This window comes from Pseudoxanthomonas putridarboris (genome assembly GCF_038321125.1).
Classification (GTDB): Bacteria; Pseudomonadota; Gammaproteobacteria; order Xanthomonadales; family Xanthomonadaceae; genus Pseudoxanthomonas_A; species Pseudoxanthomonas_A putridarboris.
In genome coordinates this window covers 496,013-510,745 of record NZ_JBBWWT010000001.1, presented here as the reverse complement: position 1 = coordinate 510,745, position 14,733 = coordinate 496,013, and the positions used below count along the sequence as shown (strand labels likewise).

The window sequence follows — 14,733 nt, the reverse complement described above, 5'->3', positions numbered from 1 at the left end:
ACGATTCTCTGAGGGGAGGAACCGAAGATGCACACGACCCAACGCGCTACCTTGAGGGGCGGCGCCACCATCGCCCTGTTGACGGCCGCGATCCAGGCGTCCCTGGCGCAGACGCCTGCGCCAGTGGACCCGGCGCCGCAGCTGGAAACGCCGACGGCGCAGGCCCAGCCGGCGACGCCCGAAGACGCGGAGGCGACCAATCTCGACAAGGTCGTGGTGGTCGGCTCGCACATCCGCGGCGCGCCCACCACCGACGCGCTGCCGGTGGTGGTGTTCGACGCGGAGCAGATCGATGCTTCCGGCGCCACTTCGGGCGACGAACTGATGCGCAGCATCCCGCAGATGGGCGACGTGCTGTTCGATGCCTCAAACAATCCGCAGACCAGCAACGCGGCGCGCGGCGACGTCAATTCGGTCAACCTGCGTTCGCTGGGCGTCGGCAACACGCTGGTCCTGCTCAACGGGCGGCGCCTGGTGCAACACCCGACCAGCCAGGGCACGTCCGACACCGGCACGGTGCCGGTGCAGAGCTTCAATTCCAACGCCATCCCGGTCTCCGGCCTCGACCGGCTGGAGATCCTGCTGGACGGCGCCGCCGCCATCTACGGCGCCGACGCGGTGGCCGGCGTGGTCAACACCGTCCTGCAGAGCGATTTCGAGGGCGTCACCGTGAGCACGCGCTACGGCGGGGCCGAAGGGACCAGCATGCGCGAGTTCGAGGCCAACGTGTTCGCAGGCAAGAACTACGACCGCGGCAACGTGTCGTTGTTCCTGAACTACACGGACCGTTCGGAGCTGAAGGCGGCCGACCAGGACTTCACCGTTTCGGACGACCTGCGCCCGCTGTTCGCCGGCTATCCCGATTTCGCCGACGTGGCGTCCCTCGATGGCCGCTCCTCGCACACGCCATGGGCACGGCTGAGCGTCGGGCCGCACGCCGTCATCCGTTCCGACGGCGTGGCCGTGACCAATACCGCGGGCGCATTCCGCATCCAGCCATCGAGCTTCGGATGCGGCGTCACGATCGGCGAGGACCTGTGCCTGTCCAGCGGCAACCACAACTTCAACACCACCAACCGCGAGATGCGCTACGACACGCGGTACGGGACCACGGTGCGTCCCTCGGTCGAGCGGGTGAACATGTACCTGACCGGCCACTACGAGCTGTCGTCCGGCGTCGAAGCCTTCGGCGAGGTCGGTTTCTACCGTGCGGTCAGCGAAGCGACGCAGCCGCCGGTGGTCAACCTCAACAGCATCTGGATTCCCGCGAGCAATTACTGGAATCCGTTCGGCCCGACAACGTTCGCGGACGGCACCGCCAATCCCAACCGCCTGCCCGGCCTGACCAACGTGCCCGACGAGGGCCTGCCGGTGCAGATGACCAACTACCGCTATGTCGACACGGGCTTCCAGCGCGTGCGGGTGGAGAACTACCAGGCACGCTTCCTGGCCGGGTTGCGCGGCCAATGGCGCGGCTTCGACTGGGAGACGGCCCTCACCTATTCCGAGGCGGAGGCGGAGGATCGCTCCCCCAACGTCAACATGACCGCCCTGCAGCAGCAACTGGCCCTGTCCACGCCCGACGCCTACAACCCGTTCAGCGGCGGCTGCGTCGGCACGCCGACCCACAGCGACTGTTCGCCCAGCTCGCAGGCGGCGATCGACGGCATCGTCTTCGATCTGGTCCGCGAGTCGCGCACCACGCTGACCATGGCCGATTTCAGGATGAGCCGCTCCGACCTGTTCGCCCTGCCCGCGGGCGGGGTGGGCATCGCGTTCGGCGCCGAGGCGCGCCGCGAGACCCAGCGCGACGACCGCGACGCCAACCTGGACGGCACCTATACCTTCACCGACCTGGTCAGCGGCGAGACCAACCTCAGCAACGTCGCCGCGGTCAGTCCCAACCCGGATACCCGCGGCTCGCGCAACGTGGGGTCGGCCTACCTGGAGTTCGCGGTGCCGCTGGTGTCGCCCGAGATGGACGTGCCGCTGGTGCACAGCCTCAACGTCCAGCTGGCGGGGCGCTACGAGCACTATTCCGACTTCGGTTCGGTGGCCAAGCCCAAGATCGCGCTGGCCTGGGACCTGGCGGAGGGTGTGCGCCTGCGCGGCTCCTATTCCGAGGGCTTCCGCGCGCCCAACCTGGAGCAGACCCACGCCACCGAGTACGCGCGCCTGGCCAGCGGCATGGACCACATCCGCTGCGAGGCGGACCTGCGCGCCGGGCGCATCGCCTCGATGAGCGCCTGCGGCCAGAACACCGCCGGCGTGTCGCTGCTGGTGGCCGGCAACCCGGACCTGGAGCCGGAGGAAAGCACCAACACGTCCTACGGCCTGGTGCTGCAACCGGCCTTCATCCCCAGCCGGTTCGGCCAGTTCACCTTCACGGTGGACCGCTGGCGGATCAAGCAGGAGCAGATCGTCGGCCTGCTGGGCGCGCAGACCGCGCTCACCGTGGATTACCTGGACCGCGTGCAAGGCGGCGCGAATCCGCTGGTGAACCGCGCCGATCCGACCCAGGAAGACATCGATTTCTTCGCCGGCACCGGCATCGACCCGGTGGGCCGGGTGATCTCGATCAACGACCGCTTCATCAACCTGCAACCGCAGACCGCGGGCGGCCTGGACATCGGCATGAACTGGTCGCTGCGCCGCACCCGCCTGGGCAGCTTCAGCGTCAGCGTCAACGCCACCAAGCTGCTGGAGTTCACCCGCGATCCGGGCGACATCGTGAACGCGCTGTACGCCGCGCGCGAAGCGGGCACGATCGATCCGCTCACCCCGCTGCCCGATCCCAGCCAGCTGATCGGCCAGAACGGGCGCCCGGAATGGCGCGCGAGCGCGTCGCTCACCTGGAACAAGGGCCCGTGGCGCGCCGGCTACTCGGCGCAGTACATGAGCTCGTTCGAGCAGCCGCAACTGCTGGGCCTGTCGGGCGACCCCTGGGTGGTGGACGACCGGCTGATCTCCAACCTGTACGGCCAGTACCGGTTCCCCGACGGTACCGCGTTCCGCCTGGGCGTGCGCGACCTGACCGACGAGGGTCCCGCGCTGGCCGACGGCGGCTACCGCGGATCGCTGCACAATCCGTGGGGCCGGTATTGGTATGTGAACCTCAGCAAGTCGTTCTGATTCGGGTTGCTGGTTGTCGGTTCCTGGTTGTTGGAAGAAGAAGCAGAGGAGCCCCCGGTTCTCCGGGAACCAACAACCAGCAACCAGCAACCAACCCCGGGAGGCTGAAAAACAAAGATGTCCGCTTTCATTCGCAGCATGCGCGGATCCGCCCTCGTCGCCATGGCGGCGCTGTTCGCCGCCCCGGCGATGGCGGAGGCGCCGGTGGCGTTCGAACGCACGGCCTGTCCGGCGTCGGTCGCGGCGGTCGCCGATTGCCATTCCGGCCGCGACGACAACGGTGCCTGGCTGCTGGTCGCGATCCCGCACGAGTGGAACCACCGGCTGATCGTCCATGCCCACGGCGGGCCGCGGCTGGGCGCGCCGCGGGCCGGCGACTCCGACGAGGACCTGGACCGCTTCTCGGTGATGGTGCGCGAAGGCTACGCATGGATCGGTTCCACCTACCGCCGCGGTGGCTATGGCGTGCGCATGGCGGCCGAGGACGCGGACAACAGCCGCCGCATCTTCTGGGCGGCGTGGGGGCGGCCGGAACGCACGCTGCTCCATGGCCAGTCGTGGGGCGGCAACGTGGCGGCCAAGGCGGCCGAACTGTACGCGCTCGATGGCGAAGGTCGCGCCAACTACGACGCGGTGCTGACGACCAACGGCCTGCTGTTCGGAGGAACGCGCGGCTACGGGTTCCGGGCGGATCTCCGGGCGGTCTACCAGTACTACTGCCGCAACCATCCCGCAGCGGGCGAGGTCCAGTATCCGGTCTGGCAGGGCCTGCCCGCCGGCGCCCGCATGGGCCGCGACGAACTGCGCCGGCGCGTCGACGCCTGTACCGGCGTGGACCTGGCGCCCGCCAAGCGCACGCGGGAACAGGCTGCGCGGCTGCGCGACATCCTGGCGGTGACCGGCGTCGCCGAACGGCAGCTCATCAGCCACCTGGCCTGGGGCACGTTCCACTTCCAGGACCTGGTGCACCTGCGCCTGGGCGGGCGCAATCCCTTCGACAACACGCGGACGGTCTACCGCGGTTCGCGCGACGACGATGCGTTGAACGCCGGCGTCGAGCGTTTCGCGGCGGACCCGGACGCGTTGGCGCGGCTGGCCTACGACGCGGATCTTTCAGGCCTGATCGTGCTGCCCACGCTGACGGTCCATGCCCGGCACGATCCGGTGGTGTCGTTCGAGGCCGAGGCGGTCTATGCCGCGACGGTGCAGGCGGCCGGCCGCGGCCATCTGCTGGCGCAGCTCGCGACGGACGAAGACGAACACAGCCGATTGCGCGACGCGACCTATCTGGGCGCGCTCGACGCGCTGGAGGCGTGGCTGGATACCGGCGTCCGGCCGGATGGCTCCAGGATCCAGGCCGCCTGCCTGGCGCGGGTTCGGGATCCCGCCGACTGCCGCTTCACCCCGCCATGAACGATGGAGTGCCGTCATGTGCTTCGCACCCGAGGCGAGGAGGCGAGCCGAACGACGGGTCGCGACGGAGGCTTGGCGCATTTCGTGTCAGGTCGTAGCACCTTCGTCGTCCCGGCGCATGCCGGGACCTAGCGACTTTCTGCCGTCCGGGGTCCAAGGCACCGGGTCCCGGCCTGCGCCGGGACGACGGTGGACCGTCGATTCCGGGCAAGCATTCGATACGAAAATGCTCCAGCCGGAAGATCCACGGTGACACCGACGGTTGCCGGGGATCCGCTTCCGGCAGCGCGGCGCGCGGCCTCGCACGGATCTTCTGCATGACGCAGCGCGGCATCGCGCCGGGCACGGCCGCGGAGGGGAACGGTTAGAATCCGTGCTCCCCCGCCTTTTTCTTCACAGGCACCAAGTCCGCAATGACGAACGACGATTTCAAGCAGGCCGCCCTCGAGTACCACCGCGTATCGCCGCCCGGCAAGATCAAGGTCTCGCCGACCAAGCCGATGCTGACCCAGCGCGACCTGGCGCTGGCGTATTCGCCGGGGGTGGCGTTCGCGTGCGAGGCGATCGTGGACGACCCCAACGTCGCCAGCGAGATGACCGCGCGCGGCAACCTGGTGGCGGTGGTCACCAACGGCACCGCGGTGCTGGGCCTGGGCAACATCGGCGCGCTGGCCGGCAAGCCGGTGATGGAAGGCAAGGGCGTGCTGTTCCAGAAGTTCGCCGGCATCGACGTGTTCGACATCGAGATCGACGAGCACGACCCGGACAAGCTGGTGGACATCATCGCCAGCCTGGAGCCGACCTTCGGCGGCATCAACCTGGAGGACATCAAGGCGCCGGAGTGCTTCATCGTCGAGCGCAAGCTGCGCGAGCGGATGAAGATCCCGGTCTTCCACGACGACCAGCACGGCACCGCGATCATCGTCGGCGCGGCGGTGGTCAACGCGCTGGAAGTGGTGGGCAAGCGGATCGAGGACGTGAAGCTGGCCACCACCGGCGCCGGCGCGGCCGGCATCGCCTGCCTGGACATGCTGGTGGCGCTGGGGCTGAAGCCGGAGAACATCATCGCCTTCGATCGCGATGGCGTGATCTACACCGGTCGGCCGAACCTGGACCCGGACAAGGCGCGCTACGCCCGCGACACCGGCAAGCGCACGCTGGCCGAGATCGTCGATGGCGCCGACATCTTCCTGGGCCTGTCCGCCGCCGGCATCCTCAAGCCGGAGATGGTCGCCACGATGGCCGACCAGCCGATCATCCTGGCGCTGGCCAACCCCAACCCGGAAATCTCGCCGGCCGACGCCAAGCGCGTCCGCCCGGACTGCATCATCGCCACCGGCCGTTCGGACTATCCGAACCAGGTCAACAACGCGCTGTGCTTCCCCTACATCTTCCGCGGCGCGCTGGACGTGGGCGCCACGGTGATCAACGAGGCGATGAAGACCGCCTGCGTGAAGGCCATCGCCGCGCTGGCGCGGCGCGAGGCCTCCGACCTGGGCGCCGCCTACGGCGACGAGATCCCCTGCTTCGGCGCCGAGTACCTGATCCCGCGCCCGTTCGACCCGCGCCTGCTGGTGGAACTGGCCACGGCGGTGGCGCAGGCGGCGATGGACTCCGGGGTGGCGCTGCGCCCGATCGAGGACATGCGCGCCTACCGCGAGAAGCTGGGGCAGTTCGTCTACCGCACCAGCCTGATGATGAAGCCGGTGTACGACCGCGCGCGCTCGGACAGGAAGCGCGTGGTGTACGCCGAGGGCGAGGAGGAGACCGTGCTGCGCGCCGTGCAGACGGTGGTCGACGAGGGCCTGGCCTTCCCGATCCTGATCGGCCGCCCGGACGTGATCGACGCGCGCATCCAGCGGCTGGGCCTGCGCCTGCGCGCCGGCGTGGACTTCGAGCTGACCAACCAGGACGACGACCCGCGCTTCAACGACTACTGGCAGCACTACCACGCGCTGACGTCGCGCCGCGGGGTGACCCCGGCGGCGGCGAAGAACCTGATGCGTTCGCGGCCCACGCTGATCGCTGCGGTGATGGTGGCGCGCGGCGAGGCCGACGCGCTGGTCAGCGGCATCGTCGGCCGCTTCCACAAGAAGCTGGGCTACGTGCGCAGCGTGATCCCGCTGGACCCGGGCGTGCAGTCGACCTCGGCGATGACCGGGGTGATCAACCAGCAGGGTGCGTGGTTCTTCCTGGACACCCACGTGCAGGAGGACCCGACCGCCGAGCAGATCGCCGAGGCCACGCTGCAGGCGGCCTACCGGCTGAGGCTGTTCGGCATCGAGCCGCGCATCGCGCTGCTGTCGCACTCCAACTTCGGCAGCCACGAGACGCGCGGTTCCACCAAGATGCGCCAGGTGCGCGAGCTGCTGCTCAAGCGCCGGCCGGACCTGAACGTGGACGGCGAGATGCAGGGCGACACGGCGTGGGACGAAGCGCTGCGCAACCGGCTCATGCCGGGCAGCACGCTGACGGGCCGGGCCAACCTGTTCGTCATGCCCAACCTGGACGCGGCCAACATCACCTACAACATGGTGCGGGTGGTGACCGACGGGGTGGCCATCGGCCCGATCCTGATGGGCATCTCCAAGCCGGTGCACATCCTGACCACCAGCGCCACCCCGCGCCGCGTGGTCAACATGACCGCCATCGCCGCCGTCGATGCGCAAATCCGCGCGCAACTCGAGGCCGAGAAAGCCGGCCTCGATTGAGGCTGGCGAGGCCCATGTAGGAGCGGCCCATGGCCGCGATGCTCTACCGCCATGGCCGACATGGTAGTGATCGCGCCCATGGGGCGCTCCTACGGACAATTCCGGGCCGGCGCATGTCTGGCTACCCGTGCTGCGCGACCAATATGACCGCCATCATCGCGGTCGATGCGCAGATCGGTCGCTCGCCGGAAGCGGAGAAGGCCAGCCTCGATTGAAGCGGCCGCACAACCACCTTGGTGGGAGCGACGTGAGTCGCGACCGGCAGCCACTCCAGCGCATGCGTTGCATCGGCCGGTCACGGTCGCGACTCACGTCGCTCCCACCAGGGCCGCGATTTGGTCAGGGTTGGTCGTCGCCTTCCAGGATGCGCCGTTGCAGCGCGTCCAGGTAGGCGTCGGCGTCGGCGGAGGACTCGAAGATCTCGTCCATCGGCACCGCCTGCACGATGTCGATGACCTTCCGGATCTGTTCCTGCGGGTGCACGATCAGCAGCCGGCCGTCGTGCGGCGCCAGCGCCTTGCGCGCCTTCAGGATGCTGCGCACGCCGGCGCTGCTGATGTAGTCCAGGTGCGCCAGGTCCAGCACCAGCGCATGCGGCCGCGCGGCCAGCATCGGCGCCAGGCGTTCGTCCAGCAGCGCGTGGCTGAGCGTGTCCAGGCGACCGCCGAGCAGCACGTACTGGTTGCCGTTGACCGGCGGGTAGACCTCAATCTCCAGAGTCATCGGGCATCTCGAGGAAGCGGATGTGCCGGGTGGGGGCGCCCGGAAGGCAGGGGACGGGACCACGGGATCGTAAGGCAACGACGCGGCGGGCGATGTGACCCTGCCCGCAGGCCGCGGCTGGTCAATCGTCGTCTTCGCTGGCCTCCAGCACCTTGCGCTGCATCGCGTCCAGGTAGGCGTCCGCCTCGGCGGTGGAGGTGAAGATCTCGTTCAACGGCACCGCCTTCACCATGTCCAGCACCTTCTGGATCTGCGGCTGCGGGTTGACCAGCAACACCTTGCCGCTATGCGGCGCCAGCGTCTTGCGGGCCTTGAAGATCGAGCGGATGCCGGCGCTGCTGATGTACTCCAGGCCCGACAGGTCCAGCACCAGCGAATGCAGCTGGCGCGTCAGCAGCGGCGCCAGCGCTTCGTCCAGGTCTTCATAGGTATGCGTGTCCAGCCGGCCGCTGACGGCGACGCGCTGGCTGCCCTTGCCCGGCGGTTGGATGTGGATGTCCAGGCTCATGCTTCGCTCTCCGTGGAAGGGATACGCAGGGTGACGCGTAGGACGTTGTAGTTGCCGATGCGTTGGTAGTGCGTTTCCTCGGCCAGTTGCCTGACCAGGTGCACGCCCAGTCCGCCGGTGGGGCGGTCCATGATGTCGGCCTCCACGTCGGGCGCCGGCAGGGACAGCGGATTGAACGGAGCGCCGCTCTCGCGGAATTCCAGGGTCAACAGATTAGCGCGGATGCCGATGTCCACGCACAGTTCGTGTTCCTCGGCGCCGACCTGGGCCAGGTCGCCGTGTTCGATGGCGTTGCTGGCCAGCTCTTCGACGATCAGCCTGACGTCGCAACGCAACGCGCGGCTGACGCCGTTGTTCTCCAGGACGGCCTCGAGGGACGCGTTCAGATCGTCCACGCGGGCGTGCTCACGGGGAATGAACAGTCGCATCTGCATGCGGTGTCTCCTGATGTGGCGGAGCTTCGGGGGAAGCGGAGGCGCTGTCCAGCCGGCGGCGGATGGCCAGCACCGTGATGTCGTCCGATTGCGGGGCGGGATGGGTAAATGCGTGAACCTGGGCGATCAGCTGCTCGCACTGTTCGCGCGCGCCGCAGCCGCTGCGCAACGCTTCCCGCAGGCGGTCCAGGCCGAAGGGCCGGTCGTCCGGGTCGAACGCCTCGGTGACGCCGTCGGTATAGGCCAGCAGCGTGGCGCCGGCCGGCAGTTGCCCGGTCCACACGGCAAAGCCCTGGCTGACCTCGAAGCCCAGCGGCGGCCCGGGTTCGACCGGCAGCACTTCGTGCCGGCCGTCGGCGTGCAGCAGCAGCGGCGCGTCGTGGCCGGCGCTGGCCAGCGTGCACGCGCCGCTGCGCACGTCCACGCGCCCGCACAGCACGGTGGCGAACATGCAGGTCTCGTTGCCTTCCACCAGCCGGCGCGAGGCTTCCGCCAGCACGCGGTCGGGGCCGCGATGGCTGCTGGCCGCGACTTCCAGCACGGTGACCGTGCGCGCCATGAACAGCGCCGCCGGCACGCCCTTGTCCGAAACGTCGCCGATGGCGAACCACAGCTCGTCGGCGCTGGTCTCGATGAAACAGTAGAAATCGCCGCCGACGGCCTTGGCCGGTTCCAGCCGCGCGTAGGCTTCCAGGTGGGCGTTCTCCCGGTCGATCACCCGGCCCGGCGGCAGCATCGCCTGCTGGATGTCGCGCGCGATCGACAGTTCGCTCTCCAGTTTCTGCCGCGCGGCGGTCATGTCCTCGATCTCGCGCAATTGCTGCTGGATGGAACCGCGCGCGTGCTCCAGCGTGCGCGCCATCTGCCCCACTTCGTCGTGCCGTGCGCGGAACGGCACCGGCGTGTCGTAGTCGCCCTGCGCCAGTTGCGTGGCCGATGCCGACAGGCCTTCCACCGGCAGGCTGATGTATTTCGCCAGCTTGCGCACCACCAGCATGCACAGCAGCGCCAGCAGTGCGCCCGCCGCGGCGAGCAGCCACAGCGCATGGTTGAGGCGGGCGACGATGAGGTCGTAGGACTGCGCCACCAGCAGGTTCCAGCCGCTGTCGCCGACCGGCACGACCACCGTATAGCGCTTCTCGCCGGTCACCGCATCCACGTGCACATGCTGCAAGGGTTGGCGCAGGCGCACGGCCTCCGCGGCACGGCGCAGGTCTCGCCGCCCCGAACGCTGGATATAGTCGTCCAGGGTTTCCAGCCGCTCGACGCCGACTTCCGGGTTGAGCGCCAGCGTGCCGGCAGGCGCCACCAGCGATACCCGCCAGCCGGGCAGCCCCGACAACGATTCCACCATCGCGATCAGGTTTTCCAGCGGCAGGTCCAGGCTGACCATGCCGCGCGTATGCGCGCGCCGCCCGGGTTCGCGCAGCGGCATGTTGTAGGTGACCATCCAGGTATCGCCGGCGGTCCGGTGGAGGTAGGGCTCGGACCACCAGCCGGCGGGCGAGGCCACGGTGCGCTGGTACCAGCCCTGGTCGCGGAACGGGTAGGCGTCGGCGATGAAGTCGCGGTCGCGTCCGTCGGCGGCGACGTAGCGCGCGAACGGCGCATCCTCGCGCGTGCGCGGCTCCAGGATCAGCAGGCCGCCGGCGCAACCCGGCGTGGCCTTCACCATCGCCCGCATCGTGGTGGTCAGTTCGTCCGGCGACAGCCGCGCGTTGGCGACGAGGTCGGAGATGCCGTGCGTGGTGATGGTGACCACGCGCATGGCGTTGTCCAGCCGCTCGGCCGCCTCCTGGGCGGTGGCGTGGGTGTTGCGGCGCGCATCCTCGGTGATCAACCTGCGCGCGAACCATGCGGTGCCCAGCACCAGCAGCAGCAACAGCGCCACGTTGACCAGGCCGGCCCACAGGGCGATGCGCGTGCGCAGGCTGCGGCGCCAGTGCACGGCACCGTTAGCGTCCTGCGGCACCTCGTCGCGCGGCCCTGCTGCCGGCATGCCAATCCCTCGATCCGCCCCCGCCGCCGATCATAAGCGCAGTGCGATGTTGCAGAGCATCAAAGGTCTCATTTTGGTGTGGTGATTGTCCCGGGACAGGCATGCAGTGTCCGTTCCATACGCCTGCGTAGCCAATCCTGGAGCGGGTGCGTGCGCTACACTTCAGGGCTCTACAAGAACGATGGCGCCGTGCCCCACGCGCGGCGGAACAGGAGTGGGAATGAACTGGTTGAACGAGATGTTGCAGAGCGATCCGGACCCGCAGGAAACCCGCGAATGGATCGATTCCATGCAGGCGGTGATCGAGAAGAACGGCGCGCTGCGTGCACACCAGTTGCTGGAAGGCATGGTGGAAGTGACCCGCCGCGCCGGCGCCTACCTGCCGTTCTCGCCCACCACCGAATACGTCAACACCATCGCACCGCAGAACGAGGCCAAGAGCCCCGGCGACGCCGCGCTGGAATGGCGCATCCGTTCCATCATCCGCTGGAACGCCATGGCCACCGTGGTGCGCAGCAACCGCAAGCCCGGCGACCTGGGCGGCCACATCGCCAGCTTCGCCTCCGGCGCCACCCTCTACGACGTGGGCTTCAACCATTTCTGGCGCGCGCCCAGCGACAACCACCCGGGCGACCTGCTGTTCATCCAGGGTCACAGCTCGCCGGGCATCTATGCGCGCTCGTTCCTGGAGGGCCGCATCAGCGAGGCGCAGCTGGACAGCTTCCGCATGGAAGTGGACGGCCAGGGCATTTCCTCCTACCCGCATCCGTGGCTGATGCCCGACTACTGGCAGACGCCGACCGTGTCGATGGGCCTGGGCCCGCTGGCGGCGATCTACCAGGCGCAGTTCATGAAGTACCTGGAGCATCGTGGCCTGATCGCGCCGAGCGACCGCAAGGTGTGGTGCTTCATCGGCGACGGCGAGAGCGACGAGCCGGAAACCCTCGGCGCCATCGCGCTGGCCGGCCGCGAGGGCCTGGACAACCTGATCTTCGTGGTCAACTGCAACCTGCAGCGCCTGGACGGCCCGGTGCGCGGCAACGGCAAGATCATCCAGGAACTGGAAGGCGTGTTCCGCGGCGGCGGCTGGAACGTCATCAAGCTGCTGTGGGGCAGCTACTGGGATCCGCTCCTCGCGCGCGATACCGACGGCGTGCTGAAGAAGCTGATGATGGAAACCGTGGACGGCGAGTACCAGAACTGCAAGGCGTTCGGCGGCAAGTACACGCGCGACAACTTCTTCGGCAAGTACCCGGAGACCGCGGCGATGGTCGCCAGCCTGTCCGACGACGACATCTGGCGCCTCAACCGCGGCGGCCACGATCCGCACAAGGTCTATGCGGCCTACCACGAGGCGGTGAACACCAAGGGCATGCCCACGGTGATCCTGGCCAAGACGGTGAAGGGCTACGGCATGGGTTCGGCGGGCGAGTCGCTCAACCCGACCCACCAGACCAAGAAGCTGGACGACGACGCCATCCGCAGCTTCCGCGACCGCTTCAACATCCCGGTCACCGACAAGCAGCTGGAAGAGTCGGCGCAGGTGCCGTTCTACCACCCGGGCGAGGACTCGCCGGAAGTGCAGTACCTGAAGGAGCGCCGTGCCGCGCTGGGCGGCTACCTGCCGCAGCGCCGGCGCAAGTCCACCAAGTCGTTCTCCGCGCCCGGCCTGGACAAGTTCGAGCGCCTGCTGAAGGACAGCGGCGAGCGTACCTACAGCACCACCATGGCCTTCGTGCAGAGCCTCAACATCGCCCTGCGCGACAAGGAACTGGGCCCGCGCATCGTGCCCATCGTGGCCGACGAGGCGCGTACCTTCGGCATGGAGGGCATGTTCCGCCAGATCGGCATCTACGCGCCGTTCGGCCAGAAGTACAAGCCGGTCGACGCCGACCAGCTGATGTACTACCGCGAGGACCAGTCCGGCCAGGTGCTGCAGCAGGGCATCAGCGAACCGGGCGCGATCGCCTCGTGGATGGCCGCCGGCACCAGCTACTCGGTCAGCGACGTGCCGATGCTGCCGTTCTACATCTACTACTCGATGTTCGGCTTCCAGCGCGTGGGCGACATCGCCTGGCAGGCAGCGGACATGCGTACCCGCGGCTTCCTGCTGGGCGGCACCGCCGGCCGCACCACGCTGAACGGCGAGGGCCTGCAGCACGAGGACGGCCACAGCCACCTGCTGGCCGGCGCCATCCCCAACTGCCGCAGCTACGACCCGACCTTCGGCTACGAGGTCACCGTCGTCCTGCAGCACGGCATCAAGCGGATGGTGGAAGAGCAGATCGACGAGTACTACTACATCACCCTGATGAACGAGAACTACGCGCACCCGGAAATGCCGGCCGGCGCGGAGGACGGCATCATCAAGGGCATGTACCTGCTCAAGGACGCCGGCAAGCCCAAGAAGGGCGAGCTGCGCGTGCAACTGCTGGGCAGCGGCACCATCCTGCGCGAGGCTATCGCCGCGGCGGAGCTGCTGGACAAGGATTTCGGCGTCACCGCCGACATCTGGTCCTGCCCCAGCTTCAACGAACTGCGCCGCGACGGTTTCGACGCCGAGCGCTGGAACCGCCTCAACCCGGAAGCCAAGGCGCCGCGCAAGGCGTTCGTCACCGGGAACCTGGAAGGCCGCAGCGGCCCGGCCATCGCCGCCACCGACTACGTGCGCGCCTACGCCGACCAGATCCGCGCGTTCGTGCCGACCAGCTACACGGTGCTGGGCACGGACGGCTTCGGCCGCAGCGACACCCGCGCCAACCTGCGCCGCTTCTTCGAGGTGGACCGCTACTACATCGCCCACGCCGCCATCGCCGCCCTGGCGAAGGAAGGCAAGATGACCGCCAAGGACGTGGCCCGCGCGATCAAGCAGTACAAGATCGACGTGGAGAAGGCGAATCCGGTGGGGGTTTGAGCCGAAACATCCCCTCTTCCGCAAGCGGAGAGGGGAAGGTGACGAAAAGCGGCCATTGGCCGCTTTTTTGTTGCCCGATCAGTTGACAGGTAGTGAACCACGGTTCACAGTTCGTGCAGGATCGCAGGTCAAGGATGACGGCAACATGATCGAAGTCCGGAAGACGCGGATATTCGAGGACTGGTTTGTTTCGCTGCGCGACAGGCAAGCGAGGATGCGCATACAGGCACAGGTCGATCGGCTCGCATTCGGCAATCCGGGCCAGCATCGGGTGCTGGCCGGCGGCGTATGCGAGATGAAAATCGATTGTGGCCCCGGCTATCGCGTTTATTACACCAGGCACGGCGACGCATGGGTGCTGCTGCTGTGCGGCGGCGACAAGAAATCGCAACGCGTGGATATCAAGGCGGCTTTGGCGTTGGCGGGCGAGTTGGAGAACTGACATGGCATTGAAAACCACACCCTGGGATTCGGCGGATTACCTGAAGACCGAGGCGGATATCACCGCCTATCTGGACGCGTGCTTCGAAGAGGCCGGGGACGATCCGGCTTTCCTGATGCATGCGCTGGGCGTCGCGGCGCGCGCGCGCAACATGAGCCAACTGGCGCGCGATACCGGACTGACGCGCGAAGGCCTGTACAAGGCGCTGTCCAGCAATGGCAACCCCAGCTTCGGCACGGTGCTGAAGGTGGCCGATGCGATGGGCTACCGGTTTGCCCTGGTCAGCAAGAAAGCCAAGACGGCTGGCAGAGCGGGCAAGCGAACGGTCGCACGGAAAGTGCCGGATGGTTCGGTCGAGAGAATCGCGGTGCAGACGAAAGATCGATGAGCATTTCGGTTGAGCCGAACGAAGGAGTGCGGGATGACTGGCAAGGGGATGGCGCGCGCGATCAAGCAG

Annotated in this window: 11 protein-coding genes; 7 read left to right on the top strand and 4 right to left on the bottom strand. The window is 68.1% G+C overall.

Annotated features, from left to right (window positions below; genetic code table 11):
- The first annotated feature begins 27 nt into the window (after window positions 1–27).
- From AAD027_RS02270 to AAD027_RS02255, 4 genes are all read left to right on the top strand, one after another.
- Entirely contained in the window at window positions 28–3,132 is a 3,105-nt protein-coding gene (locus AAD027_RS02270) for a TonB-dependent receptor plug domain-containing protein (RefSeq protein ID WP_341724383.1), read from the top strand.
- A 138-nt stretch (window positions 3,133–3,270) separates the two neighbouring features.
- Window positions 3,271–4,545, top strand: coding sequence for a hypothetical protein (locus tag AAD027_RS02265; protein ID WP_341724382.1), 1,275 nt, complete (start codon window positions 3,271–3,273; stop codon window positions 4,543–4,545).
- A 413-nt stretch (window positions 4,546–4,958) separates the two neighbouring features.
- The gene (locus AAD027_RS02260) at window positions 4,959–7,256 is read left to right on the top strand and encodes an NADP-dependent malic enzyme (protein WP_341724381.1); all 2,298 of its coding nucleotides are present in this window, start codon (window positions 4,959–4,961) and stop codon (window positions 7,254–7,256) included.
- A 29-nt stretch (window positions 7,257–7,285) separates the two neighbouring features.
- Window positions 7,286–7,471, top strand: a complete 186-nt coding sequence (locus tag AAD027_RS02255) for a hypothetical protein (protein WP_341724380.1) — start codon at window positions 7,286–7,288, stop codon at window positions 7,469–7,471.
- A gap of 124 nt (window positions 7,472–7,595) precedes the next feature.
- Here AAD027_RS02255 and AAD027_RS02250 read toward each other — a convergent pair whose 3' ends face one another.
- From AAD027_RS02250 to AAD027_RS02235, 4 genes are all read right to left on the bottom strand, one after another.
- Window positions 7,596–7,979 carry an STAS domain-containing protein gene (locus tag AAD027_RS02250; RefSeq protein ID WP_341724379.1) on the bottom strand — a complete coding sequence of 128 codons (384 nt, stop codon included), beginning with the start codon at window positions 7,977–7,979 and terminating at the stop codon, window positions 7,596–7,598.
- Between the two features lie 121 nt (window positions 7,980–8,100).
- Window positions 8,101–8,487, bottom strand: coding sequence for an STAS domain-containing protein (locus AAD027_RS02245; protein WP_341724378.1), 387 nt, complete (start codon window positions 8,485–8,487; stop codon window positions 8,101–8,103).
- Window positions 8,484–8,921: an ATP-binding protein gene (locus AAD027_RS02240; RefSeq protein WP_341724377.1), complete on the bottom strand. Its 438-nt coding sequence runs from the start codon at window positions 8,919–8,921 to the stop codon at window positions 8,484–8,486. Before AAD027_RS02240 ends, AAD027_RS02245 begins: the two co-directional genes overlap by 4 nt.
- Window positions 8,893–10,920: a SpoIIE family protein phosphatase gene (locus AAD027_RS02235; RefSeq protein WP_341724376.1), complete on the bottom strand. Its 2,028-nt coding sequence runs from the start codon at window positions 10,918–10,920 to the stop codon at window positions 8,893–8,895. Before AAD027_RS02235 ends, AAD027_RS02240 begins: the two co-directional genes overlap by 29 nt.
- 220 nt (window positions 10,921–11,140) lie before the next feature.
- Here AAD027_RS02235 and aceE point away from each other — a divergent pair, with 220 nt between their 5' ends.
- From aceE to AAD027_RS02220, 3 genes are all read left to right on the top strand, one after another.
- Window positions 11,141–13,834: a pyruvate dehydrogenase (acetyl-transferring), homodimeric type gene (gene aceE / locus AAD027_RS02230; protein ID WP_341724375.1), complete on the top strand. Its 2,694-nt coding sequence runs from the start codon at window positions 11,141–11,143 to the stop codon at window positions 13,832–13,834.
- A 145-nt stretch (window positions 13,835–13,979) separates the two neighbouring features.
- Window positions 13,980–14,276, top strand: coding sequence for a type II toxin-antitoxin system RelE/ParE family toxin (locus tag AAD027_RS02225; protein ID WP_341724374.1), 297 nt, complete (start codon window positions 13,980–13,982; stop codon window positions 14,274–14,276).
- 1 nt (window position 14,277) lies between these two features.
- The gene (locus AAD027_RS02220) at window positions 14,278–14,664 is read left to right on the top strand and encodes an addiction module antidote protein (protein ID WP_425605368.1); all 387 of its coding nucleotides are present in this window, start codon (window positions 14,278–14,280) and stop codon (window positions 14,662–14,664) included.
- Window positions 14,665–14,733: the final 69 nt, after the last annotated feature.